Raw genomic sequence first — 24,096 nt, forward strand, 5'->3', positions numbered from 1 at the left:
AAGAGGCTGGGAGAAACGTATTTTAGCCCAAGTGAAAAACGAACCATTGATCAACAAGTTTGATTAGTGGTTCGTTTTTTTTTTTATGGTGAATACAGCTTCATCTGTCCCGGCCTCTTTTTATGCATTATTACATAAATTTAACACTTTCTTCACAGTAAGCTAAAGGACGGGCCGTATCATAAAGAAAGGTCGTGAAAGATAGAGAAATCATTTCATTTTTAAGCGTAAAATAGGCGGTGTAACGATGACGAAACAAGCTTACTCTCACATACAATGTAAAAAAACATCAATGATTGATTTATTGCTGGATGCAGGAGTTTATAAAAAAGGAAACAAGCAGCTATACGAGCTTACGCTTCAAGAGCTAGAATCAGAATACGAAGCTGTTTCACAGCAGCGCATATCTCAATGAAATTTTGATACATTGCTAGAATTTGTTATAATAGAGGAAAGGATAGGAGTTGATTTATATCGAAAAGCACCCGACAGACTCGCAGCCCATCCGTATGGATATCCTCGATTCTATATTTGCTAAAATGGTATTAAATAAGGCTATCCGAGATTTTAGAAGAGATCAAATTTTACGTGAAGTCGATCAAACATTAGAAGAAAGAAACAAAGAGAAATTTTTTCAATTAATTGAAGAATTAAAATCAATTTCGTAAAGAGCGTTCGCGCGATAGAATTTGATTTTATCATTTTAGCATATAAAAACAGGTAAGAAGCGGCATGCTTAGTTACCTGTTTTTTGTCGTCTTATTGCAAAACAAGGCCTTACATAAGAAGTGCACCTTGCTAGTAAACAGACAAAAAGAGCAAGTCTAATGTACTCACTCTTTTCAGAAAGGTATGGGTGTTACTGAGAAAATGAATGTCACTCTCTAAATGTTGCGTGTGGGGTTTAGAAAGTTCTATGCAACTGCATATTTTCTACTTCATTCGCTCTATGTATTGTTAAAGTAACAATATAACCATATCTTATCACATGAAGGAAATTCGATTCAATATATTTATTGATTTTCTTTTTAAATTGTTCTAAATAATTAGTGAATGTAAAAAAATGTTTTTATTGGGTGAATGTGTATCTATGAAAAAACAATAGAAAAATCTAGTGGGTTTTTATGAGAAACATTTGTTTATTTCTGACGGACTGTAAGCTTCAAAAGAGTACAATCCGTCCTGTAAATCAGTATTAAGAAAAAATGAGCTGAACCCAGTAGAATAGGAGGAAAAGCGTAACGATGGTGGTAAGCGGGATAACGATAAGTGATACTTTTAAATAATCTTTCCATTTTATTTTGATATGATTTTCTTTTAAAATATGCATCCAAATAAGAGAAGCCAGTGTTCCAATCGGCAATAAAAGCGAGCCCATATCACTTCCAATAATATTAGCAAGATAAATGGTTTTAAGAGTAATAGGATCGAGCCCCATTTCAGTCAAGGTAATGGTTCCGACCATCAGGGCAGGGTGATTGTTAAACAAGTTAGAGAGAATAGAAACAAGTCCTCCCATGATAAAGCTTGCTTCAAAAAGTCCTCGATTTACGATTGGTTCGCAAATTTTTACAAGTAGCTCTGTCAATCCTACGTTATGCAGTCCGTAAATAATAACATACATCGAAAAGGCAAATACGAAAATGTGCCACGGCGTTTTCTTTAAAATATCAATCGGGTTTGTACGTAAGTGATACCATCTCCAAATAAGCAAGATCAGTGAGCCTAGTACAGCAACCAATTCGATTGGTATGCCGAAATAAGAGGCGACAAATAGGAGACATCGCATAACAAACACAAATAATAAAACTTTCAGCATAAATTGTGTGCGTTTACGTTTTGTTTCAACAGAAATGCTTCCTTTTAAGGGGTGAAACTGTTTCGTAAAGAAACTCTCTTCTATATCTTTTGAAGCATGCGGCAGTTTTTTTGGCAAATGGCGTTTTACGACCGTATACATGAGCCAAGACATAAATAATAAACCAAGTGTCGCCGGTACAAACATCATCGCCGTGTGCATATAAAGCGACATATGAACAATTTTTAAGGCAATCAAATTGACAATATTACTTACACCTATAGGCGCGCTGGAAGCGGTAGCAATAAGCGCTCCACTTAAAAGGTAGGGGATCTGCTGGTGGGGTTTTAGCTGAAGGTTTTTCAAAAGTAGAATTAAAATTGGAGTGGTAATTAAAATACTGCCGTCATTATTAAATAGTAAAGTCATTAAAAAGCAAAGCAGTTGAATGTACCAATATAATCGGTACCCTGAGCCTTTGGATAAACTCACTAGTCGTGCAGCTGCCCAGTGGAAGAATCCAAAACTTTCTAATATGACGGCCATGACAATGGTGGCAATAATGGTGATAGAAGCGCCGCTTATCTTTGCAAAAATATCAACAATGTCTGATTTGGATACAATCCCTGTAAGCAGGATAATGGATGCTCCTATGGCTGCCGGCCATGCTTCGTTGATGCCGTTTGGCCTCCAAAAAATGACGAGCATTGTCATTGTAAACACGAAAATGGCAATTCCAATTTCAATATTCATCAGTATGCTCCTTTCTTCTAAAATTTGTAATGAATATACCCTTGCATGTCCCTTACACTCTATTTATATTCATTTATTACTAGAAGGATTGTGCATAAGACCATTTTTGCTAATATGTTTGTTTATCTTGCCAAGGCACGTATCATCTCGGGAGAGGAGCCTATAAAAAAGGGGCTGGGACATAACTAAATCCATCCAATCTAAAAAGAAATCAATTGAATAAAGGAGCTAGTATGCGTTGCTTTTTACACCGCTGTTGATTTCCGTGCAAGACTCCGCTTTCCGCGGGCGGTAGAGCCTGGCCCTCCAATCCACAGCTAGAAGCCACTACATACATGAAACCTACGTTCATATTTATCATCACAATAAAAAGGTCCGAACGATTCATCGTTCGGATCTTTCTTCAACTAACATACTTTTGGACCAGGATCTTCAAGGTTAGCAAGTATAGATTTTTTGATGTAAAGTTAGCGCTTGTATCTGATCGTAATCAGGTTCATAGCCAATTCCCGGTGTATCAGGAACGGAAATAATGCCGTTGTCGACCGTGATTTCCGGGTGAACAATATCACGCGGCCAGTATTTAGATGATGCGGCCGTATCTCCGGGAAGCGTAAAATTGGCAAGTGTGGTAATGGCAATATTATGTGCTCGTCCGATACCTGATTCGAGCATGCCGCCGCACCATACGGGAATACCGTGAGCTTGGCAAAGGTCATGAATTTTTTTGGCTTCGGTTAGTCCGCCTACGCGTCCAATTTTAATATTAATAATTTGCGTGCTTCCAAGTTTAATAGCTTTTCGAACGTCTTCAGCTGAATGAATGCTTTCATCCAAGCAAATGGGCGTGCGCATGCGGGCCTGCAGTTCAGCGTGATCAATTAAATCATCATGAGCCAACGGCTGTTCAATCATCATTAAATCAAACTCGTCAAGCTGAGCAAGGTGATCAGCATCTGCAAGCGTATAAGCAGAGTTCGCATCAACCATCAGCGGAATAGAAGGGAACGCGTTTCGAATCGCGCGCGTCAAGTTAAGATCCCAGCTCGGCTTAATCTTAATTTTGATCCGCTTATATCCTTCATTCAAGCCGGCTTCAATTTTGCGAAGCGTTTCGTCAATCGTAGGCTGAATGCCAACGCTGAGCCCAACTTCAATTTGATTTTTAATGCCTCCTAACGCTTTAGATAGAGAGAGGTTTTGCCTGCGCGCATACAAATCCCAAACAGCGCCTTCTAACGCCGCTTTTGCCATGTAATTGCCTCGAATATGAGCAAAGCGTTGAGATACTTCATCAGGATGCTGAATGTCTTTCTGTTGAAGCAAAGGAATTAAAAAATCCTCCATAATGTGCCAATTTGTTTTGAGCGTTTCTTCTTTATAAAAAGGGTCCGCGCACGCTACGGATTCAGCCCAGCCCGATCGTCCGTCTTCGTCTTGAATTTCTACTAAAATAAAATCTCGATCCACTTCTTTTCCAAGACTTGTGGTAAACGGATGAAGTAAATCCATTTTTAAATGGCGTAAAATGACGCGTTTGATCTTCATTTTTGCACCTCTTTTTTCGTTAAGATGTAAAAATGAACGGGCGCGCTGCTTTCTGGATGCTTCATAAAACCTGTTACTTGGAATCCTTTTGCAAAACACGTTTGAAATACGTATCTTGTACGCATCCGCCAGTCCAATGCAAGAGAAGGAGAGCCTTCTTTCATTTGCTGAAAAGCAGCTGGAATAGCTACAGCTACAACCTCATCATTTAACAGTTTTTCATCAATATTTGTAACAGAAGGAAACCCTTCATCCGTTAACGTCCATTGAGTAAGCGATGCCTCCATTATTTGATCTGGCGTATAGGGAGGCTGAGCTCGTGTTGTATCTTCTGCGGATGCCCATTCTACAACGAATCGATCAGAAGGCAAGTCAGCATTTAACGGATCATTCATGTCTCCGTAGCAGTTTTCAATATATGTAGAACAAACGGCTCCAAGCTTTCCAATATTTAAATACCCGTTGGCGCTTTCTAACGGATCGTACGTCCAGCTGATATATGAATAACCCTTTTTTTTACTTTCCTGGCGCTGCGCATGCTTAAGCTTAGCTCCGATACCCATGCTGCGATAGGCAGGGTCAACTGCTAATATATGAGAACATAAGTAGACGCACGTTCCGTCAAACCCGGGGAAACTATATTGAAAGCCAATCAGCTTTTCATTTAGAAACGCACCGAGCACAAGACCTCCGTTTTTAACAGCGGTCAAAGTTTGATGGACAGGCGTTGCTTCTTCTTCTCCCCAGACGCGGCTTTCTAATGCGCGTACGTCTTCTAGTTCAGTGGTTGTTGTAAGTGAACGAATCGTTAAAGCTTCAGTCATATGTTTACTTCCTTTCTTTTAATCATTTATTCTAAAAAGATGCCTTTCTCGGTATAGAGCTTTTCCAAGTGTTCTTGTCTTTTTCCAGCCGTTTTTTCATCTCTTTTTTGCATGCTGCTAATGACAATTTGAGATAGGGCAAGAAGCGATAAAATATGTTCGGTTGTGCCGGCTAAAAGCGTGATATCAGCGATTTGACCTACCGGAGACAGACGGCGGTCTGTAATGGCAATGACTTTTGCTCCTTGTTTTTTAGCCTGCTGAGCTACTTCAAGCGCTTCTTTTGTATAGCGCGGCAGTGAAAATACCACAACGGTTGATGCGCTCGTGAGATTGCATAGCGTTTCAAGCAAGAATCCAGTTGGAAAAGATAAAAGAACATGATTGCGAAGCTGATTCATTTTATAATACAGCCAGTAGGCTGCCGTATGAGATTCACGGAAACCTGCAATATACACTTGATCACTTTTGATAAGCGTATCTACAGCTTGAGATAAATCCTTTTCGTCAACGGGGGAAAGCCATTCATCGAAAATTTTCTTTTCTTCCGCTGCGGAATAAGCTGCAGGCTTGCTAGCTGATTCTTTTGATTCGGCAGAAGAAAGCCATTCTTTTCGCATTAGCTCCTGCAGATCTGAAAAACCATTTAACCCAAGTGCGTAAGCTAGACGAATAACGGTTGTTTCACTGACACCTACTTCTTTGCCAATTTGTCCAGCCGTGTACAGCGAGCCTTTTTCCATAAAATTGACGAGAAACTCCGCCACTTTTTTTTGACCGCGAGAAAGGTCAGGGAATTTATGTTTAATTAATTCTTGAAATGATGGATTCATATAGCCTCCTAAAAAAAGAAGTTATAACTTCATAAAAATATATTAATGCATTTTTAGCTTCATTTCAATTACTGTTTCAAAATAAAAAGAAGCCCTCGTGATATAATAAATTGATTATTCAAAAATAAATGCCATTATTCAAAAACGAATTGTATTTTATTCAAAAATGAATAGAAAGCGGGGAGCATACATGAATTCAGAATGGAATGAAAATCAGTGGATCCTTCATTCATTAAAAGATGATTTGCTTGTGACGGATGAAAAAGGCATCATTGTCCGAATACATGAAGGAACGGGAAACATTTACGATGTAAAAGCTGAAAAACTGCTGGGAAAGTCTGTGTATGAACTTGAAAAACAAGGACTGTTTACCCCAATTGTTACCCCAATTGTGCTTGAAACAAAGAAGAAAATTACGCTTGTACAAACAACTAAACAAGGCAAGCAAGTGCTCGTTACGGGCATTCCGGTCAAAGATGAAAAAGGCGAGATTAAAAGAATCGTCAGCTATTCTCACGATGTGACGGAGCTGATGGAAATGAAAACATATCTTGATGCGATGGAAGGCGAAATGCAGCGCGTAAAGAGCGAGCTTATGCTGCTGCGGAACCAAAATCTATCAACAGAAGGAATTGTATGCAACAGCGATAAGATGCAGCACGTTCTTCGTACGGCCGTTCACGTTTCGAACGTGGACGTAAATATTTTGCTTTTAGGGCAGTCCGGAGTAGGAAAAACGCATTTAGCCAAGCTGATACATAACAAAAGTACAAGAAGCAAAGGGCCGTTTATTGAAGTGAACTGCGGGGCGATTCCAGACCATTTATTTGAAGCGGAACTGTTTGGATATGAAGCAGGGGCTTTTACGGGTGCATCGAAAAACGGAAAAGTGGGACTGGTCGAATTAGCAGACGGGGGCACGCTTTTTTTAGATGAAGTGGGAGAGCTGTCACCGGCGCATCAAGTGAAAATTTTAAAGCTCATTCAAGAAAAACAGTTTTATTCCGTTGGAGGAAGAAAGCCCAAAACCGTGGACTTTCGCTTAATTGCAGCGACGAACAAAGATTTAGAAAAAGCCGTCGCTGAAAAAGAATTTCGAGAAGATTTGTATTTTCGTTTAAGCGTTGTACCGATTACCATTCCATCTTTGAACGAGCGTCCTGAAGATATTTTTCCGCTGCTCACACATTTTGCCGAGCAGTTTGAAAAGAAATACAACCGAAAAAGAACGTTTGATAATGCGGTTATTCACGCACTGCTTGCACATGAGTGGAAAGGAAACGTACGAGAGTTAATCAATGTGATTGAACACGCGGTGGTTGTGTCTTCACAAACGCTGATTACAATGGAGCATTTGCCGCATTCTCTGCATAGGAAAAAACGGATTCAACACGTTGAAGAACATGGGGAAATGAAGCTTAATGACGCGTTAAACGAGCTGGAAAAAGAGATATTAGTAAGAGCAAAAAAACAGTATAAAACGACAACAGAAATAGGTGAAGCACTCGGAATCAGTCAGCCTTCAGTTGTTAGAAAATTAAAAAAACATTCTGTTTTTTAACGTCTTTGGCACGCTCTTTGCATGTAAAACAAGTACAAACACATTACTTGATAGATTGCGAGGAGGAAGTCAGATGACGCAGGCATCACTTACACAGTTAATGAACAGTTTACCGGATTTACTAGCACCAAGCATGGCGAAAGATCATCCTAATTTACCGGTGGTAAAAGCAGAGGGCTGCTACTACTACGGAGCGGACGGAAAAACGTATTTAGATTTTACATCGGGTATTGCAACAGCGAATACAGGTCATCGTCACCCTAAAGTTGTACAAGCGATTAAAGATAGCGTTGATCATCTTATGCACGGCCCGTCAGGTGTGATTATGTACGAATCTATTTTACAGCTTGCTGAAGAATTAAAAACAGTATTGCCAAGAGGCCTGGACTGCTTTTTCTTTGCTAACAGCGGAACTGAAGCAATAGAAGGAGCGTTAAAACTGGCAAAATACGTGACGCAAAGACCTTATACGGTTTCGTTTATGGGCTGCTTTCACGGGCGTTCTCTCGGAGCGCTTAGCGTGACAACATCAAAAAGCAAATACCGGAAATTTCTTCAGCCATCGGGCTTAACGTATCAAGTGCCTTATGCAGACGTGACTCAGTGTCCAAAAGGAGAAGATCCGGAAATCTACTGCGTGGAAAAGCTGGAAAAAGATTTTGACACGTTGTTTAAGCATCAAGTAACGCCGGAAGAAGTGGCGTGCATGATTGTAGAGCCGGTTCTTGGAGAAGGCGGCTACGTGATCCCGCCGAAAGCATGGCTGCAAAAAATAAGAGAAGTGTGTGATAGACACGGCATTCTGCTTATTTTTGACGAAGTGCAAACCGGCTTTGGACGTACCGGCGAGTGGTTTGCAGCTCAAACGTTTGACGTGACGCCTGACATTATGGCAATCGCAAAAGGCATAGCATCAGGACTTCCGCTAAGTGCTACCGTAGCTTCCAAGCAGCTCATGGAAAAGTGGCCGATTGGTACACACGGAACAACTTTTGGAGGCAACCCCATCGCTTGTTCAGCAGCACTTGCGACCATAGACGTACTAAAAGAAGAAAAGCTGATTGAAAACTCAAAAGCAATGGGGAAATATGCAGCGGATCAGCTTCAGCATTTAAAAGCGAAGCATGAAGGGATCGGAAGCATTCGTTCAGTAGGACTAATGATTGGAATTGAAATTATTAATCCGAAAACAAAGCAAGGTGACGGAAATCTTCTTCTTGAGATTTTAGACAAATGTTTGGAAAAAGGGGTGCTGTTTTACCTTTGCGGAAATAGCGGAGAAGTGATTCGAATGATTCCTCCTTTAACGATTACAAAGGAAGAAATTGATGCCGGGCTTCGCGTGTTAGACGAAGCATTGACAGAAATCACAAGTCTTCACGTGATCTAAAGCTTTAAGAAGCTCTTTGCTTCAATGAAAGATAGATTGACCCATAATAAGGAGGAATCTGTTATGAACGGACTAGATATGACGGTTATGTTTGTCTATTTTGGCGTATTGGTTGTAGCGGGTATCATTGGCTCGTTAAAAGCAAAGTCATCAGAAGATTTTATTTTAGCCGGGCGAAACTTAGGGATGTTTATGTATTTAGGATGTTTATCAGCCGTTATTTTAGGCGGAGCGTCAACGATTGGAACGGCTCAGCTTGGCTATGAGCACGGGCTGTCTGGCATTTGGTTTGTGACGATGATTGGACTTGGAATCATTACGCTTGGCACGATTTTTATTAAGCGGATTTCGTCGTTGAAAGTGACTACTATTAGTGAGCTGCTAGGAAAAAGATATAACGCTCAAGCGCAAATTATCAGCGCCGTTGTTGCCGCTATTTATACACTCATGGTATCGGTCACTCAAGTGATTGGAATGGGAACAATCATTCATGCGTTGCTTGGATGGAACATGACGGCCTCGATGCTAATTGGCGGTTCGATTGTTTTGTTCTATACGATTTTAGGCGGAATGTGGAGCGTAACGGTTACTGATATTATTCAATTTGTTGTGATGACGGTGGCGATTTTTGGATTTATGCTTCCGATGAGTGTATCAGAAGCAGGAGGTTTCAAAGCCCTTACCGGAGATTTACCATCATCGTATTTTGATTTTTCATCGATTGGATACGGTCAAATTTTTCAGTATTTCCTTCTATATACGCTTGGTATGGCAGTTTCTCAAGATATTTGGCAGCGAGTATTTACGGCGCGAACAGAAAAAATTGCGCGAAACGGCTCTATTTTTGCAGGGGTGTACAGCATTGCCTACGCAATTGCGGGAAGTGTAATTGGAATGTGTGCGTATTTGCTGCTGCCAAACGCAGAAAGCAGTCAAAGCATTTTTGCGACGCTTGCGATTCAAATTCTGCCTCAAGGGTTATTAGGTCTCGTACTTGCAGGCGTTTGTTCGGCGCTGATGTCAACTGCTTCAGGAACGCTGCTTGCGTCTTCTACGCTGATTAGTAACGATATCATTAAAAAAGTATGGCTTAAAAATATTTCAGAGAAAAACTATTTAGTTTTAACCCGTGTGAATACACTTATTGTCGGCGTGCTTGCTATTATTTTTGCTCTTTGGATTCAAGACGTGCTTGTTGCTTTAGACGTTGCTTATGCCATTTTATCAGGAGCGATCTTTGTTCCGTTTGTTGTCTCGCTGTTTTGGAAAGACATTCATCCAAAAGCCGGAGTTTCAGCGATTGTTGTTAGTACGCTAGTAGTGCTTGGAGGTCTATTGATTGAAGGACTTTCTTCTACTACGCCAATTCTATACGGCATTTCAAGCAGCATCATTGTAATGGCTGGATTTGCGGTTATGGCTCGAAACAAAGAACTGTCTGATCAAGAAAAGGTTCAAGAAGATATGTGAATAAGGGGGGGGAAAGCTTCTCATAGTAAAGTGAGAAGCTTTTTAGCATTTTGTATGCATAAGTATAGACAACGAACGGCAAGGAGGAGTACACTAGACGCTCAGATTATAGAGATAAGGAGATTGGTACATGAAAAGCAGAACGTCCGTAATGGTTAGTATTGTGCTGGCGATGCTAGTGGCTTCGCTTGATTCAACAATTATGAATACGACGATGCCTGTTATTGCAAAAGAGCTTGGAAGATTTGATTTGTACGCGTGGTCGTTTGCTTCGTACATGATTGCAAGTACGATTTTATCTCCGGTAGCGGGAAGATTATCGGATTTATTTGGCCGCAAAAAAGTATTTGGGTTTGGAATTATTGCTTTTTTAATTGGTTCAATGCTTTGCGGCGTGGCAAATACGATGATTCAGCTTGTTCTTTTCCGTGCGGTTCAAGGAATAGGAGCCGGGTTTATGGTGGCCTTTCCCGCTATTATTGCCGGAGACTTATTTCCAGTGGAGAAACGAGGGAAAATTCAGGCGCTCTTTACAACGATGTGGGGATTATCAGCTGTGTTAGCACCGCTTTTAGGCGCTTTTTTTGTGGATTATTTAACGTGGAGATGGATTTTCTTTATTAATTTACCGGTGTGTATCGTTTCATTTCTGACGTTAATGCCGTATCAAGAAAGCTATGAGCCGAAACGAGCAAAAGTCGATTACATCGGCGCTATTTTGTTTGGAGCGGGCGTTACCTCACTGCTGCTTGTGACAGTAGTGGAACAAAACCGAATTGTGTATGCAGTCGTTGGACTTATTTTATTAGTGATCTTTTATTTGCATGAACGAAAACATGCTTCTCCGATTGTACCGTTGTCTATGTTCCAAAACAAAACGCTGTCATGGATTAACATCAATGCGTTTATTGGAACGGTGGCTTTATTCGGAACGTCAAGCTACATTCCGTTATTTTTACAGCGAGTAGCGCATTTGTCACTGTTTATGAGCGGAGTGGCGCTGTTAGGAACAGCGGTTGGATGGATGTCTGTGTCCGTGCCTGCAGGTAAATGGATTTTAAAATATGGCTACAGAAAGCTGTTGTTAATCGGGAATGTGCTGCTGGTTGGTTCGGGAACGCTTCTGCTGATGCTAAATGAAAGTCACGGCTTCTTTTATGTGTTTTGCGTCATGATTGTACAAGGACTGTCGTTTGGTCTGCTTTCTACGGTTGGAGTCATTGGTGTACAGCAATTAGTAGGAGGACATGAAAGAGGTATTTCAACATCATTTTTTATGTTTTGCCGAAACATGGGAACAGCAATCGGCGTTACCATTATGGGTGCGTTGCTGACTTCAGGCGGAAGCTTTATGGCAGGCATTCATCACTTGTTTTTATTTGGCTTTGCTGGAAGCATCGTGGCGTTATTAACGTCGTTAAAAATTCAAAACGATACGGAAACAAAGCACAGTCGAGCTGCTAGTTGAGGGGATTTATGCTAAATATGTTTATTTCATAAAAAAAACGGGAAGAAACCAAATAAGGTCATAGAATTGCCTGAGAAATCGTAGGCATATTCTTCTTCTTCTTTCACTTACTACATGTGGGACGCCGGGGATCGGCGTCTTTTTTTTGTGCCGTAAAGGAGCTGCTTATATTATTCATAAATAATTTTGTTCAAATAATGGGACTTTTTACAAAAATAAGTCTTTAAATGGCAAAAAACATTAGGTATAATTTAGTAGTCATTTAGCATATTTTAGAAATGTTTGACTAAGTTTGTACGAAAAAGTGAAAGGGGATATTTCATGTCTTGGCTCACCAAATGGTCGTTCAAAAATAAAGCGGCTATTACCATTATGTCTATTTTAATTTTAGCTTTAGGAGTCATTAGTTATTTTACACTTCCGATGGAGTTCCTGCCGACCGCTGATCAGCCTCAAGTGTCAGTAGTAGTTATGGGGCAAGGAACGGATGCAGACTCGATGGAAAAACAAGTGACGTCACCGATTGAAGAAGCGGTAGCCGGTGTTAAAGGAAAAAGCAACGTGTATTCAACGACGGGAGACGGCTATTCCAAAATCGATATTTCATTTGAATCCAAAACGGATATGAAAGAAGCAAAAACAAACGTCCAAGAAGCGCTGTCTTCGGTGCAGCTTCCAGCCAGCGTATCAAAGCCTAATGTTATTCAATTAAACACCTCTATGATTCCCATCGCAGATATTTCACTCACATTTAAAGAAGGATTAACAAGAGACAATCTGGATTTTGCAGAGAAAAAACTGATCCCTAAATATAAAGACATTAAAGGCATTGCCAGTGTTCAAACATATGGAACAGCGGATTCCTACGTGTCTATTAAAGTTGATAATAAAAAATTGTCACAAAAGAACGTGACGATTGATAAAGTCATCAGCGTGTTAGAAGGAAAAAACACGTCGCTTGCAGTTGGAGAAAAAGTCATTAATAACAAGTCGAGCAATATCAACGTAACAGGTAAAGTTGACAGCTTGGACAAAGTGAAAAAGCTGCCGGTTGCACAGGGTGTAACGCTAGGCGACCTTGCAAAAGTAGAGGTCAAAAAGCCTGAAGGCGTCGTGACGCATATTAACGGAAAAGATGCACTTTTACTTATTGTGACAAAAGACAGTCACTCAAACGCCGTTAGCATTACAAAAGAAGTAAAAAAACTTTCTCAGCAAATTAACAAAGACTATAACGATGTGAATGCTTCTGTATTTTTTGCAACAGGGGATAGCGTACAAAACTCTGTTCATTCCATGATGAAAGAAGTGTTGCTAGGCGCACTTTTTGCGACTGTTGTCATCATGCTGTTTTTACGCAGCGCTCGCTCTACGTTTATCACAATTGTATCCATTCCGTTATCGCTTTGCTTTACGCTTTTTTTATTATCCAAATCAGGCGTCACGCTTAATATTTTAACACTTGGAGGAGTAGCGGTAGCGATTGGGAGATTGGTAGATGATAGTATCGTTGTCATTGAAAACATCTTCCGCAAAATGCAAAAAGAAGAGTTTTCGCTTGGACTGATTATTGATGCCACAAAAGAAGTAGGCTCTGCTATTACTGCTTCTACGTTAACGACAGTAGCTGTCTTTTTACCAATCGGCCTTGTAAACGGAGGGCTTCAGGACTTTATGCTTCCGTTCGCTCTAACGCTGACATATTCACTGCTGTCTTCATTAATTGTGGCGCTTACGGTTGTACCGTTAATGAGTGCCGGGCTATTAAAAAATGAAAAACTTCGCAAGCACAAGCAGCCGGTTCGTTTTACAAAGGTTATTACGTGGTCGCTTAATCATAAATGGGTTGTACTGCTGCTTTCGCTGCTTTTATTTGTCGGATCTATTGGCGCGTACACGATGATGCCTAAAGGAGCGGTTGATAACTCTTCATCTGACTTTGTAGGCACAACGTTAAGCTATCCAAATAATACGCCAATTAAAACCGTAGAAGAAAAATCACTGCAGCTTGAACGCTACATTTTAGCTCAAAAAGAAGTAAAAGAAGTATACATGCAGCTTGGTAATACGGACGAAGGAGCCAAGTGGGGAGACGTTGGTTCACCTACTGAAGCTACGTATACGATTACCGTAAAAGACAGTGGAAACACAGATTCGCTAATGAAACGAATCCAAAATCAAAAGAAACTCTATGACGGAGGGGATCTTAGCGTAAGTGCTGCTTCACTAATGGGAGCGTCTACTACTTCGATTACCGTTGATGTAATTGGAAATGACATGAACAAGTTAGAAAAGACGGCAAGCAGCATTAAGAAAGAAATAAGTGATATAAAAGGAGTAGACAAAGTTTCTACGAACCAAGACGAAAAGAAAACGATTTACTCTTTAGACGTAGATCCAACAAAAGCAAACACGCAGCAAGTAGCGCAGCAGCTTGGCGTTATGCTGAATAAAACGCCGATTGGAGCGATAGATTTAGAAGGCAAGCAAGCAAACGTACTTCTTGAATCTGTCTTAAATCCAACGTCACCAAAAGAGTTAAAAGATATTTCTATTATGACAGAGACAGGACCGTCGCCTGTTTCAAAAGTGGCTTCGCTAACGCAAGCTGAAAAGCCGACAAATCAGTTTCATAAAAACGGAGACCCGTATATTCAAGTAACAGCGGATGTCAATCCAGAAAAGCTTTCAGAAATTAATAAAGACATTCAAACAGCGATTTTTGGAGACGGTAAGAATAAAGGACTGTCGATTTCAAAAGATGTTGACGTTGTAATCGGCGGAGCAAGCACGCAGCAAGGAGAAGATTTCTCTGACTTGTTTATTACGATGCTCGTGTCGATCGGTATTGTGTTCTTAATTATGGTGATTACGTTTAAAACGATCCGCACGCCGTTTGCGATTTTATTCTCACTTCCGCTTGCTGCGATTGGTGCCATTTTAGGATTATTAATCAGCCGCATTCCAGTAGACGTAACGGCTTTACTTGGAGCACTGATGCTGATTGGTATTGTTGTAACCAACGCCATTGTACTATTAGACCGCGTGAAGCAAAATGAAAAGAAAATGATTATGCGCGATGCCATTGTTGAAGCAGCCGCTACGCGTATGCGTCCAATTGTTATGACGTCTGCTGCTACGATTTGTGCAATGCTGCCGCTTTTATTTAAACAAAGCGAAAGCGGAAGCCTCGTTTCTCAAAGTCTAGCAGTCGTTGTAATCGGAGGATTGGCTGTTGCAACTCTTCTTACCCTTGTAGTCATTCCAGTTGTATATGAACTGCTTCATTTCAGAAAATCGAAAAAGCAAAGAATACAGCAAAAACAGCAGGAAGACGTAACGCCGCTATAATGTTTAAAAGAGGTTAGGACATAAGTAATTTAGTTGAAGGAAGAGGCTGAACAAAAGGATTTTAGAAAAAGTGAAAAACGAACCATTGATCAAGATGTTTGATTCGTGGTTTGTTTTTTTTGTTAGGGTAAACATAGGTTTTATGTGTGTAAGTCTTTCTAGCAGGTGATTGGAGGGCAAGGCGAAGACTCCTGCGGGAAAAGCGGAACAGGTGAGACCCCCCAGGAGCATATGCGACGAGGAGGCTCAGCGGCCGCCCGCGGAAAGCGAAGCCTTGCACGGAAATCAACTGCGGTGTCACAAGCGGCTCAGCTCATTCTCTCATTTTTTTGTCTTTAGCTGGAATTGATTTGGTTACGTTCCAGCCTCTTTTTTATGAAACTTTTTGACTAGTCAAACGTATAGTTAGATAAAGAAATGGAGGGGTAGTATGTTTCGAATAAAAGAGCGATGTTCCGTTTGTCAAAAAGAAATTCAGCCGAATGAAGAAGTATGGATGAGAATGAAGTATCCGAGTAGAAGAGGAATGACCGAAATCAAAGCTTTTTTACATCAAGAGGCGCAGTTTGTATGTATGGACTGCTTTGAAAAAACAAAAAAATGAGTCAAATGCGGTGTTCTCTTTTCAAAATATTGACATATTATATTTTATAGTTTAATATTTAGATAATTATCTAAATACTTAAATATGATGGAGATGAACTTCAATTGAATGAAACGTTTAAAGCCTTAGCGGATCCTACTCGCAGAAAGATTTTAGAGCTGCTAAAAGAGCGGGATTTAACCGCAGGAGAAATTTCCGAGTATTTTAATATGACCAAACCAAGCATCTCAAATCATTTGAAAATCTTGAAGCAAGCGGACCTCGTTCAAGATGAAAAAAGAGGGCAGTTTGTGATTTATTCATTAAATACAACCGTTTTTCAAGATTTAATTGGCTGGTTTTTCAGCTTTCAGAAAGGAGAGAGTTAAATGAAAAAACACGTATTTCCTTTAAGCATTACTCTTTTCACACTAATTGCATGGCTGGTTGCACTGCCGCATCTTCCAGCTACGATGCCCATTCACTGGGGAGCAAATGGAGAAGCAGATGGATTTGCAACGAAGATAAATGCAATGATCTTAACAGTAGGAATCATGGTACTTATTTATTTTATCATCGCATTTGTTCCGCGAATTGATCCGCGTAAAGAAAACTATAAGTACTTTTCAAAAACGTATAATATCCTGTTAAACGCCGTACTGCTATTATTCTTTTTTGTAAATATGAGCACTATTTTACAGGGGCTTGGCTATAACGTGCCGATGTCGTACATTGCTCCGATTATGGCTGGACTCGTTTTTATCATTATCGGAAACTACTTGCAGCGCGTGCGCTCGAACTATTTTATGGGGATTCGTACACCGTGGACATTGAGCAATGAAAACGTATGGAAAAAGACGCATCGTTTATCTGGAAAGATCTTTTTTATCGGCGGACTGCTAATTCTTATTAGCGCTTTTTTACCTGATGGATACAAGTCAGTTATCATGTGGGGGAGTATCGTTCTGTGCGTGGCAATTCCTTATCTGTATTCGTACTTGGCGTATAAAAAAGAAATGAATATGTAAGCATACCAAAAAATCCGGTGAACACACCGGATTTTTTTATGGATAACATATCAGCCGTAACGCCACCGTTCGTGTCACGCCGGCTGATGAGAATAAATACAGCATAAAGTATGAAACGCGTTTCAGGTCAAGAGCTGCTATAAAAAAACTTACATTTCTTTACGGTCGCTTGCTTCAGGGGGCTTTTCAATCCACCCGTTTTTAATCATCACTTCGCTGCAGCGCCCCGCTACTTTTAAATCTCGTAAAATACACGCTTCACAGTGTCCTACAATATCAAGCCTCATGCTGGTAGTCATTGCCGTTGCGTAATAAGTAATGGCTACTTTAAACATCGCTCCTGCGTGAAACGTCATCAGCTTTTCTGAAAAAGGCGCGTGCGTAGACGTTGTGATTTCATTATCCAAAAGCGGAGGCGTATGAAGGTTTTCCTCGTGCATGATGGAAGAATAAAGCTCAATATGCTTGTGGGCTACATCAAGCCCCGTCTCCATGACTTTCCGCACGTCTTTTCGTTTGCTCACTTGTTTAAAGGCAATTAAAAGCGCTTTGGTTGCCATGCTTTTGCGCAAATTAAAATAAATATTTCCGGCTTCCGTTGCGTTTAAAAGGCGCTGCTTTCCTACAAAATCAAGAGCGTAAGTCAAATCTGTGATGTGCTCTTGTTGTTTCGGATTTGAAAAATAAGGAGCCGGCACATAAAGATTTTTTGCTAAAAGCAGGTCGAGCGACCGATTATATACTTCCATCACGTCCAAATTACACTGATGATAATAATCTCGAAGATCTCGGCGAACGGACACGCTAAATGAAATGCCGTATCCTGCCAAGCCGTGAATCGTCATGTCATGAAGATATTTCAGCCAAAACGAGTCTGTAAAAAGCGGAGGTGCGTGCAAGTCCACATCTTCATCTGTAAATCCTTTTGGCAACGGAAAATGCTCGGCATGAAAAATGGCAGTCAGCAGCTCAATATGCTTTTTTGATAGCTCTAGCGAAAAGGCAAACAGCGCCCGAATCTCTGCATCCGTGACCGTTACAAGAACGTGTTTTGCTACACAAACCGCCAGCGTATCCTGCTGATACTGCGCGCATAGACTCGTTATCTCCGGCGAAGTCAAACGCTTGCTTTCTGCGTTCAATAGGCTTTCCTCCTATCTATAAAAATGGTACGTATTTATAAAAAACAGATAAGCATAGTGTGGACAAGGGTGTGTTAAATTATTCCATGAGTAAAGAAGGATAAAAATAGAAAAAAGACCTGCCCGGCAAAAAGCAGATCTTTATGTAAAGCGTTTATTTTTTATTGAATGCTTTTTCAATTTCAGGGTAGGTAATGCCGTATTTTTTAGAGACGGTAACTAAACTCATAATTTCTTCTTCAGCAGGTGGTCCCACTTGCGGCAGAGGAGCATTTTCGGGAACGGAAGTACCGAGTTCTTTAACGAATGAATCAAAGCCTGCTGGAGAAGCAGTAAGGATAAATTCTGTTTCTTCTGGTCCGGTCACAAAGCGGTGCTGAATACCCCGAGGAGCAAAAACATAATCGCCTGCTTTTGCTTCAATTATTTCTTCTCCTATGTAGAAAATCATGGAGCCGCGCTTTACGTAAAACGTTTCGTCCTCATGTTCGTGAAGGTGAAGCGGGGGACCTTGGTTTGCTGGTTTCACTACGTGTGCTACGGCGTAAGCTCCGTTTGTGTCTTCACCTGATACAAGAAGCGTTACTTTTTCATCAAGAAAATGAAATGTGTTTTGATCGTGCGGCGTACGGTGAAAAGCGTTTGTTAGCTGATTATGAGTTGCTGTCATCCTTTTATCTCCTTAAAAAACATATTTTGAAATTATTGTATACTAATATGGACGTTTTGTGTGCAAAATAATAGTTAAAAAGAATTATTTATTTACATTTATTATCTTTTTATAGTTCTATTGTTATTGATTATGGATTTTCCATATAATTTCCTTTGTCTATTTTCCAAAACTACCCAGTATGCTAACATAAAGATAGAACCCTTAAATGGATAAGTCATGTATGAGATGTAAAAGGAGAGTTTTGATGAAGTTGTTTAAAGATGCGTCTAAACGAGAGCATCAAAATTGGAATAAAGCTGTGTCGGCAGGTTTTTATATCCTTTTATTGCTGCTGTTTGTGAACGTAATAATGTATACCTATAAAGGTGCCGAGTTAGTGTCGTCATTTTCTATGTTTTGGACAGGGATCATTGTGACGTTTGGCTATCAGTTCATTTTAAAAAGAAAAAGTGAGGAAAAATGAATAAACAGCCTTGGCACCGTTCAGAAAAATTTTTGCTGCTGCTGTGCTTTTTTACGCCACCCATTGGTTATGTGGCAGTGGTGATGAATAAGAAAAAGCTAAGCCGAGAACAGTGGCTGAGTAACTTAACGGTAGCGACTATTATCATGTCCATATGGATGCTGAAGTTTTTACCTCATCAGTGGGGAACGATTATTTTATTCACGGGCGTGGGAATCTATTGGTATCACCGAATGTTGAAGAAGTTTAAGAAGTAGCGGCAGGGATAAAGAAAGTTAAATTTTCCCCCTTTGATATTTTGAAAAAAGAAGTTAAAATATTATAGTAATACAAATTTGTTCTACCCATGTAAATAAAAGTATGTATTTAATATATTTGATGATTAGTTAAGAATAGAGCCAACCAAAGCGGTTGGTTTTTTGTATGAGTTCATTCTTTTTTTGTGGAAATTGAAGAATAGTATCCGATGTAAAGCTAGAGCATATAGGCAGGTTTTAAAACTGTCGGATCAGTTCTTTAAACAGGAGGCCATCACTAGTGTCGATAAAGAAAAAGTTGTCCGTATTCTTTACTTTGCTGGTATTGTGTATTCTACTAGCAAATAACACCTTGCACTACATTAGATCAAAAAATAGATTAACAGAGTTTAATCAAAGGGAAATCACGCTGGTCACAGAAGAAATTGCGTACGAAGTCGAAAATTCTAAAAATAGTGCCTCCTATATGGAAGATCGGATGGCACAGGAATTACGAACGGCTTCAATTGCAATTCAACAGTCTTTGCCTGCTGATTATCATGACGTCAGCAATGACGAGTTAAAACAATTGGCTAAAAAACTGATGGTATCTCACATTACATTATTAGCACCCGTAGCAGGTGATATTATAGGCGTGAAATCTTCTGACCCTAAGGAAATCAATATGTCTACAAAAGAGTGGGGCTATTGGTATACCTCCTTTCAGCAGCTTCTTTCTCAGCAGCCGGTCACGACAACAAAAGGATTGACGTTACCTCACTATTGGAGCGGGCCGATTGAAGTAGCTTCTAGCAACCCTAATCACATTGACAAATGGGGTTATTATTACGACGGGTCTACTAATTACATTATTGATCCTTATTTTCGAGATCAGCACGTCCTCGATTTTGAAAAAAGGTTTGGCCCTACGAACGTGATGAACCGCTTTACGGAAAATCTTGAAGGCGTTCTTGAACTAACGGCTTTTAACCCGAAAAACTTCGGGAAAAGAAATCAAAACGTATATTTAAACGGCAATAAATATATTAGAATAAAAGATCAGCCGATTTGGTACGGTACATACACGTATCGAAATACCGAACGTGATAAAAAGTCCATTCAAAAGGCCTTAAAAACGGGAAAATCACAAAGCTATACTGCTGAAATTAACGATAAAAAAGTATTAAAAACATTGGTACCGATTAAAGAAAAAAACTCTCCAGCTTACGTGATAGGTGTAGTGTATGACTATGGACTTATTAAAAAAGAGCTGCAGCAAGAATTAATCAAACATTTACTGCTGTCTCTTCCGTTTATCTTTATTGTCCTTATTATCAGCTTTGTTTTCTCTACATCCATTACGCGGCCGATTAAACATATTATGGAGCACGTAAATCAAATCGCCAAAGGCAATTTTGGCAAGGTGCTGAATGTAAGAAGAAAAGATGAGCTGGGAGGACTTGTAGCAAATATCAACCACCTTTCTCATTTTTTAAAAACATATGTGGCCGATTTAAAGAAAAGTCAGGAAGAAAGTGAGTACCATGCGTACCACGACTTTTTGACAGGATTGCCGAACAGAAGATATTTTAAAGAAGAATTAAACAGGCGCTTAGTTGAGTCGAAGGAAAAATCCATTCGTCACGTAGCCGTGTTATTTATGGATATAGACCGGTTTAAAGATATTAATGATACGCTAGGGCATTCAAAAGGAGATCAGCTTATACAGCTGATCGCCAACCGTATTAAAGAATGTCTGCCTCCTGCTAACAGCTTTCTTACAAGGCAAGGAGGAGACGAGTTTGTCATTTTATTCAGTGATTTTACACCGGAAGAAGTTAAAGGTATCACCGAGAAGATCATTGCATATGTTCAACAGCCCTGCTACATTGACAATGATGAAGTTTTCGTCAGTATCAGCAGTGGGTTAAGCTTTTATCCGGAGCACTCTACGAATTTGGACACGCTTATTACGTATGCAGATGTCGCCATGTATGCTTCAAAAAGACAGGGCGGCAATAAAGTAAGTATTTATCATGATTCGTTAAATCAAAAACAAGCTGAAAAAGTTCACATCGAAACGCGCTTGCGAAAAGCAATTCAAAAAGGTGACATTGACGTTTACTATCAGCCTAAAATAGAAGCAAAGCGCAATGTAATCACCGGCGTAGAAGCATTAGTTCGCTGGAATGACGCAGAACTTGGATTTGTTTCTCCGGAAGTATTTATCCCTATCGCAGAAGAAACTGGTTTGATTCAGTCTCTATGGGAAGTTGTCATGAAAAAAGCTTGTTCTCAAGTCAGCAAATGGAACAAGGATCGAAACGAAAAAATGACGCTAGCGGTTAACTTTTCTCCGCGGCAGTTTCAAGATCCGATTGTGTTAGTTAATGAAATACAGCAATTTCTTTCGCTTCATAGATTTGATCCCGCATGGTTTGAAATGGAAATTACGGAAAGTACATTGCTGATGAACGCGGAAGAAACGATTAAAGCTTTACATCTGTTAAAGAAATATGGTATATCAATTTCTATCGATGATTTTGGAACCGGATATTCTTCATTGAGCTATTTAAAAAAATTACCAATCGATTGTTTGAAAATCGACCGGTCTTTTATCCAGGATATTCAAGAAGATTACAGCAACAGTGAAATTGCGCAGGCGATTATCAGCTTATCTCAAAGCTTAAAGCTTGAAGTAATCGCAGAAGGTGTGGAAGAAGAATATCAAAAAGCGTTTTTAATGGAAAACGGCTGTGATCACATGCAGGGGTACTTGTTTAGCAAGCCTCTTGCTGCAAAAGATTTTGAAGCAGCGTTTTTAAATAGCTGAAGCAAAACCATCATTTAAAAATAAACTTACTAAGAAAAGGGAAGAGGACATAAAAAGATGGCACTTAGTACACAAAATTTAATTGCTCAAAAATTTTTAGAAACAGTAGGAACAAATTCAACTGAAATAGATAAAAAAATAGGTCAAGCTGACACATTTATGAATGCGGTGAAAGAACTGATAGATTTATGCGGAGATGATCCGGAAAGAGACGGCCTTGAAGAAACGCCGTACCGCGTGTTAAAAGCATTTTTAGAATACACGGAAGGCTACCGTGAAGATCCGAAAGCTCATTTGGAAAAAACATTCGATGTGAATCACAATGAACTGGTATTGATACGAGATATTGAATTTCACTCAATGTGTGAACATCACTTTGCGCCGTTCTTTGGCGTTGCCCACGTTGGGTATATACCGGATAAAAAAATCACAGGTTTATCTAAAATCGCTCGTACGGTAGAAGGATATGCAAAAAGATTTCAAGTTCAAGAACGTCTAACAAATGAAATTGCAGATGCAATCGAAGAAGTGTTAGAGCCAAAAGGAGTTATGGTAATTATTGAAGCAAAGCATATGTGCATGTGCGGAAGAGGAATTAAAAAATCTTCAGCTTCTACAGCCACTTCATCCGTTCGGGGAACATTTATGGAAAAACCAGAGGTTCGAGGAGAATTTTTATCTCTTTTACAGCGACAAATGTAAAGAAATAAAAAGCCATATAAGCTAAGAAGCAGAAGCGAGGTGAGCTGTATGCAACATGTTGACGTACTGATTATTGGCGGAGGACCCGCTGGTATCTCTGCTGCCGTGTGGTGTAAAAGGCTAGGCGTTGAGTGCTTGCTTCTTGAAGAGCAGGCACAGTTAGGCGGACAGCTGTTTACGATTTATAATGAGATTATTGATTATCCCGGAATACAAGCGGAAAATGGAATTGAGATGCAGCGTAAAATGGTTCAGCATTTTATTGATATGGACTGCTTATATGAAGCGAATACAAAAGTAATTTCCATTGATGAACGTTCTAAAACAGTAAAAGTAAAGCAGCAAGAAACAGAAAAAGAAATTGGCTATACGTATCTTATTTTAGCAACGGGCTCTAGTCAGCGAAAGCTCGGAGTGCCGGGTGAGCAGCAAATGATTGACCGAGGAGAAGTATATTCAGCTTCAGCAGACGGTGAACGGTTAACAGGTAAAAGGGTTGCTCTCATTGGCGGAGGAGACCGGGCGTTTGAAGGAGCACATCTTTTAGCATCAAAAGCAAAACAAGTATATTTGATTCATCGTTCTACGCATTTTAAAGCAAGAGAACAATACGTTGAAAAAGTTCTTTCCGACCCCGGTGTTAAAGTGATGACAGATACCGAAGTGACGGCTATCCACGGAAAGCATCACGTCACATCAATCGATTTAAAAAGTAAAAACGGTGAGTCCGAGAATTTATTAGTAGACGCAGTGCTAATCAGATTAGGCGTAGCGCCCAATGTTGAACTTATTAAACAAAAAGTCACGACTACACAAAGCGGGCTCATCGTCATTAATGAAGTGCATCAAAGCAGCAATCCATCTATTTACGCCATTGGAGACGCATGCACGACTCCCTTGTTTTCTAGTATCAGCTCTTCAGCCGGTCAAGGAGCGATTGTAGCCAAGCATGTATCGAGCCTTTTGAAAAAGTCATAATATCAAAAAGCATCTATCAAATCGATAGATGCTTTTTTACGTAACATAGTAAAAGAAACATAGAAGAAGTACGTTCACAGGCAGACAAATCGTTTGGAAAAAAGCAATGTAGTTTTTCGGAGCAGCGCTGATTCTTTTTACTAAAATACATTCGGTAATGAAATTAAAAAGAACGATGATAGAAGCGACTGTTATATACGTCCAGACGTTCTGCTGAAACAAACGAGTAAAAAGAGGCGAGAAAAGAAGTAAAAAAGCAGCGGTTTGAAAGGAACCCCTAGAAAATAAAGCATGTTTTTTAGCACTTTGCGTCACGCTGTCCCTCCTTTATATGTTTTATTTTACCAAATAAAAAAAGACTTTAAAAACCTTTTCGGCTATCTTTACCTGAGATGTTCCTCATTTGGGGAAAGTAGAGTAAAATATATGTCAAATGTAGCTTATTTTACTAGTATAGAAGAA

23 protein-coding genes are annotated in these 24,096 nt (G+C 39.9%); 16 read left to right on the forward strand and 7 right to left on the reverse strand.

The features are described from left to right. The first annotated feature begins 247 nt into the window (after positions 1–247). Both ACNHOZ_RS14250 and ACNHOZ_RS14255 read left to right on the forward strand, forming a co-directional pair. On the forward strand, positions 248–415 hold the full coding sequence (locus tag ACNHOZ_RS14250; protein WP_080754385.1) for a Fur-regulated basic protein FbpA: 168 nt from the start codon (positions 248–250) through the stop codon (positions 413–415). Between the two features lie 49 nt (positions 416–464). Then, positions 465–668, forward strand: coding sequence for an IDEAL domain-containing protein (locus ACNHOZ_RS14255; protein WP_016766443.1), 204 nt, complete (start codon positions 465–467; stop codon positions 666–668). 527 nt (positions 669–1,195) lie between these two features. Here ACNHOZ_RS14255 and ACNHOZ_RS14260 read toward each other — a convergent pair. The 4 genes from ACNHOZ_RS14260 to ACNHOZ_RS14275 form a co-directional block, all read right to left on the reverse strand. Next, positions 1,196–2,551 (reverse strand): arsenic transporter, encoded by a 1,356-nt coding sequence (locus ACNHOZ_RS14260; protein ID WP_447697174.1) that lies wholly within the window; start codon positions 2,549–2,551, stop codon positions 1,196–1,198. A 438-nt stretch (positions 2,552–2,989) separates the two neighbouring features. Then, the gene (gene menC, locus ACNHOZ_RS14265; RefSeq protein ID WP_447697175.1) at positions 2,990–4,099 is read right to left on the reverse strand and encodes an o-succinylbenzoate synthase; all 1,110 of its coding nucleotides are present in this window, start codon (positions 4,097–4,099) and stop codon (positions 2,990–2,992) included. After that, complete coding sequence (locus ACNHOZ_RS14270) at positions 4,096–4,923, reverse strand: GNAT family N-acetyltransferase (RefSeq protein ID WP_447697176.1); 828 nt, start codon at positions 4,921–4,923, stop codon at positions 4,096–4,098. The genes menC and ACNHOZ_RS14270 overlap by 4 nt, the downstream gene beginning before the upstream one ends. A 26-nt stretch (positions 4,924–4,949) precedes the next feature. Beyond that, entirely contained in the window at positions 4,950–5,756 is an 807-nt protein-coding gene (locus ACNHOZ_RS14275; protein WP_447697177.1) for a MurR/RpiR family transcriptional regulator, read from the reverse strand. A 190-nt stretch (positions 5,757–5,946) separates the two neighbouring features. Here ACNHOZ_RS14275 and ACNHOZ_RS14280 point away from each other — a divergent pair, with 190 nt between their 5' ends. From ACNHOZ_RS14280 to ACNHOZ_RS14320, 9 genes are all read left to right on the forward strand, one after another. Further along, complete coding sequence (locus ACNHOZ_RS14280; RefSeq protein ID WP_028407737.1) at positions 5,947–7,317, forward strand: sigma-54 interaction domain-containing protein; 1,371 nt, start codon at positions 5,947–5,949, stop codon at positions 7,315–7,317. A 73-nt stretch (positions 7,318–7,390) separates the two neighbouring features. Beyond that, positions 7,391–8,707: an aspartate aminotransferase family protein gene (locus tag ACNHOZ_RS14285; protein WP_243495531.1), complete on the forward strand. Its 1,317-nt coding sequence runs from the start codon at positions 7,391–7,393 to the stop codon at positions 8,705–8,707. A gap of 63 nt (positions 8,708–8,770) precedes the next feature. Next, positions 8,771–10,177 carry a sodium:solute symporter gene (locus ACNHOZ_RS14290; protein WP_033578249.1) on the forward strand — a complete coding sequence of 469 codons (1,407 nt, stop codon included), beginning with the start codon at positions 8,771–8,773 and terminating at the stop codon, positions 10,175–10,177. A gap of 130 nt (positions 10,178–10,307) precedes the next feature. Beyond that, positions 10,308–11,645, forward strand: coding sequence for an MFS transporter (locus tag ACNHOZ_RS14295; RefSeq protein WP_447697178.1), 1,338 nt, complete (start codon positions 10,308–10,310; stop codon positions 11,643–11,645). A gap of 321 nt (positions 11,646–11,966) precedes the next feature. Beyond that, positions 11,967–14,996 carry an efflux RND transporter permease subunit gene (locus ACNHOZ_RS14300; protein WP_447697179.1) on the forward strand — a complete coding sequence of 1,010 codons (3,030 nt, stop codon included), beginning with the start codon at positions 11,967–11,969 and terminating at the stop codon, positions 14,994–14,996. Between the two features lie 165 nt (positions 14,997–15,161). Further along, the gene (locus tag ACNHOZ_RS14305) at positions 15,162–15,335 is read left to right on the forward strand and encodes a hypothetical protein (RefSeq protein WP_204247885.1); all 174 of its coding nucleotides are present in this window, start codon (positions 15,162–15,164) and stop codon (positions 15,333–15,335) included. Between the two features lie 91 nt (positions 15,336–15,426). Beyond that, positions 15,427–15,600 (forward strand): hypothetical protein, encoded by a 174-nt coding sequence (locus ACNHOZ_RS14310; protein ID WP_028407741.1) that lies wholly within the window; start codon positions 15,427–15,429, stop codon positions 15,598–15,600. Positions 15,601–15,704: 104 nt separating this feature from the next. After that, a complete protein-coding gene (locus tag ACNHOZ_RS14315) occupies positions 15,705–15,968 on the forward strand; it encodes an autorepressor SdpR family transcription factor (protein WP_013082079.1) in 264 nt (87 codons plus the stop codon). Further along, positions 15,969–16,607: an SdpI family protein gene (locus tag ACNHOZ_RS14320; protein ID WP_155008390.1), complete on the forward strand. Its 639-nt coding sequence runs from the start codon at positions 15,969–15,971 to the stop codon at positions 16,605–16,607. A 149-nt stretch (positions 16,608–16,756) separates the two neighbouring features. On the opposite strand, the gene ACNHOZ_RS14325 is transcribed toward ACNHOZ_RS14320, so the two are convergent. After that, a complete protein-coding gene (locus tag ACNHOZ_RS14325) occupies positions 16,757–17,749 on the reverse strand; it encodes a DUF3231 family protein (protein WP_447697180.1) in 993 nt (330 codons plus the stop codon). Positions 17,750–17,903: 154 nt separating this feature from the next. Further along, positions 17,904–18,419: a cupin domain-containing protein gene (locus ACNHOZ_RS14330; RefSeq protein WP_447697181.1), complete on the reverse strand. Its 516-nt coding sequence runs from the start codon at positions 18,417–18,419 to the stop codon at positions 17,904–17,906. Between the two features lie 247 nt (positions 18,420–18,666). On the opposite strand from ACNHOZ_RS14330, the gene ACNHOZ_RS14335 reads away from it, so the two are divergent. The 5 genes from ACNHOZ_RS14335 (at position 18,667) to ACNHOZ_RS14355 (ending at position 23,634) form a co-directional block, all read left to right on the forward strand. Further along, entirely contained in the window at positions 18,667–18,885 is a 219-nt protein-coding gene (locus ACNHOZ_RS14335; protein ID WP_447697182.1) for a hypothetical protein, read from the forward strand. After that, positions 18,882–19,142 (forward strand): hypothetical protein, encoded by a 261-nt coding sequence (locus ACNHOZ_RS14340; RefSeq protein WP_447697183.1) that lies wholly within the window; start codon positions 18,882–18,884, stop codon positions 19,140–19,142. The genes ACNHOZ_RS14335 and ACNHOZ_RS14340 overlap by 4 nt, the downstream gene beginning before the upstream one ends. A gap of 280 nt (positions 19,143–19,422) precedes the next feature. Next, on the forward strand, positions 19,423–21,954 hold the full coding sequence (locus ACNHOZ_RS14345) for an EAL domain-containing protein (protein ID WP_447697184.1): 2,532 nt from the start codon (positions 19,423–19,425) through the stop codon (positions 21,952–21,954). Between the two features lie 57 nt (positions 21,955–22,011). After that, a complete protein-coding gene (gene folE, locus ACNHOZ_RS14350; protein ID WP_221817917.1) occupies positions 22,012–22,656 on the forward strand; it encodes a GTP cyclohydrolase I FolE in 645 nt (214 codons plus the stop codon). Between the two features lie 48 nt (positions 22,657–22,704). Continuing rightward, positions 22,705–23,634: an NAD(P)/FAD-dependent oxidoreductase gene (locus ACNHOZ_RS14355; protein ID WP_447697185.1), complete on the forward strand. Its 930-nt coding sequence runs from the start codon at positions 22,705–22,707 to the stop codon at positions 23,632–23,634. Positions 23,635–23,670: 36 nt separating this feature from the next. Here the strand turns inward: ACNHOZ_RS14355 and ACNHOZ_RS14360 are convergent, their stop codons facing one another. Further along, on the reverse strand, positions 23,671–23,949 hold the full coding sequence (locus ACNHOZ_RS14360) for a hypothetical protein (protein ID WP_447697186.1): 279 nt from the start codon (positions 23,947–23,949) through the stop codon (positions 23,671–23,673). Between the last annotated feature and the right edge of the window lie 147 nt (positions 23,950–24,096).

It is taken from the genome of Priestia sp. D51 (genome assembly GCF_053345675.1).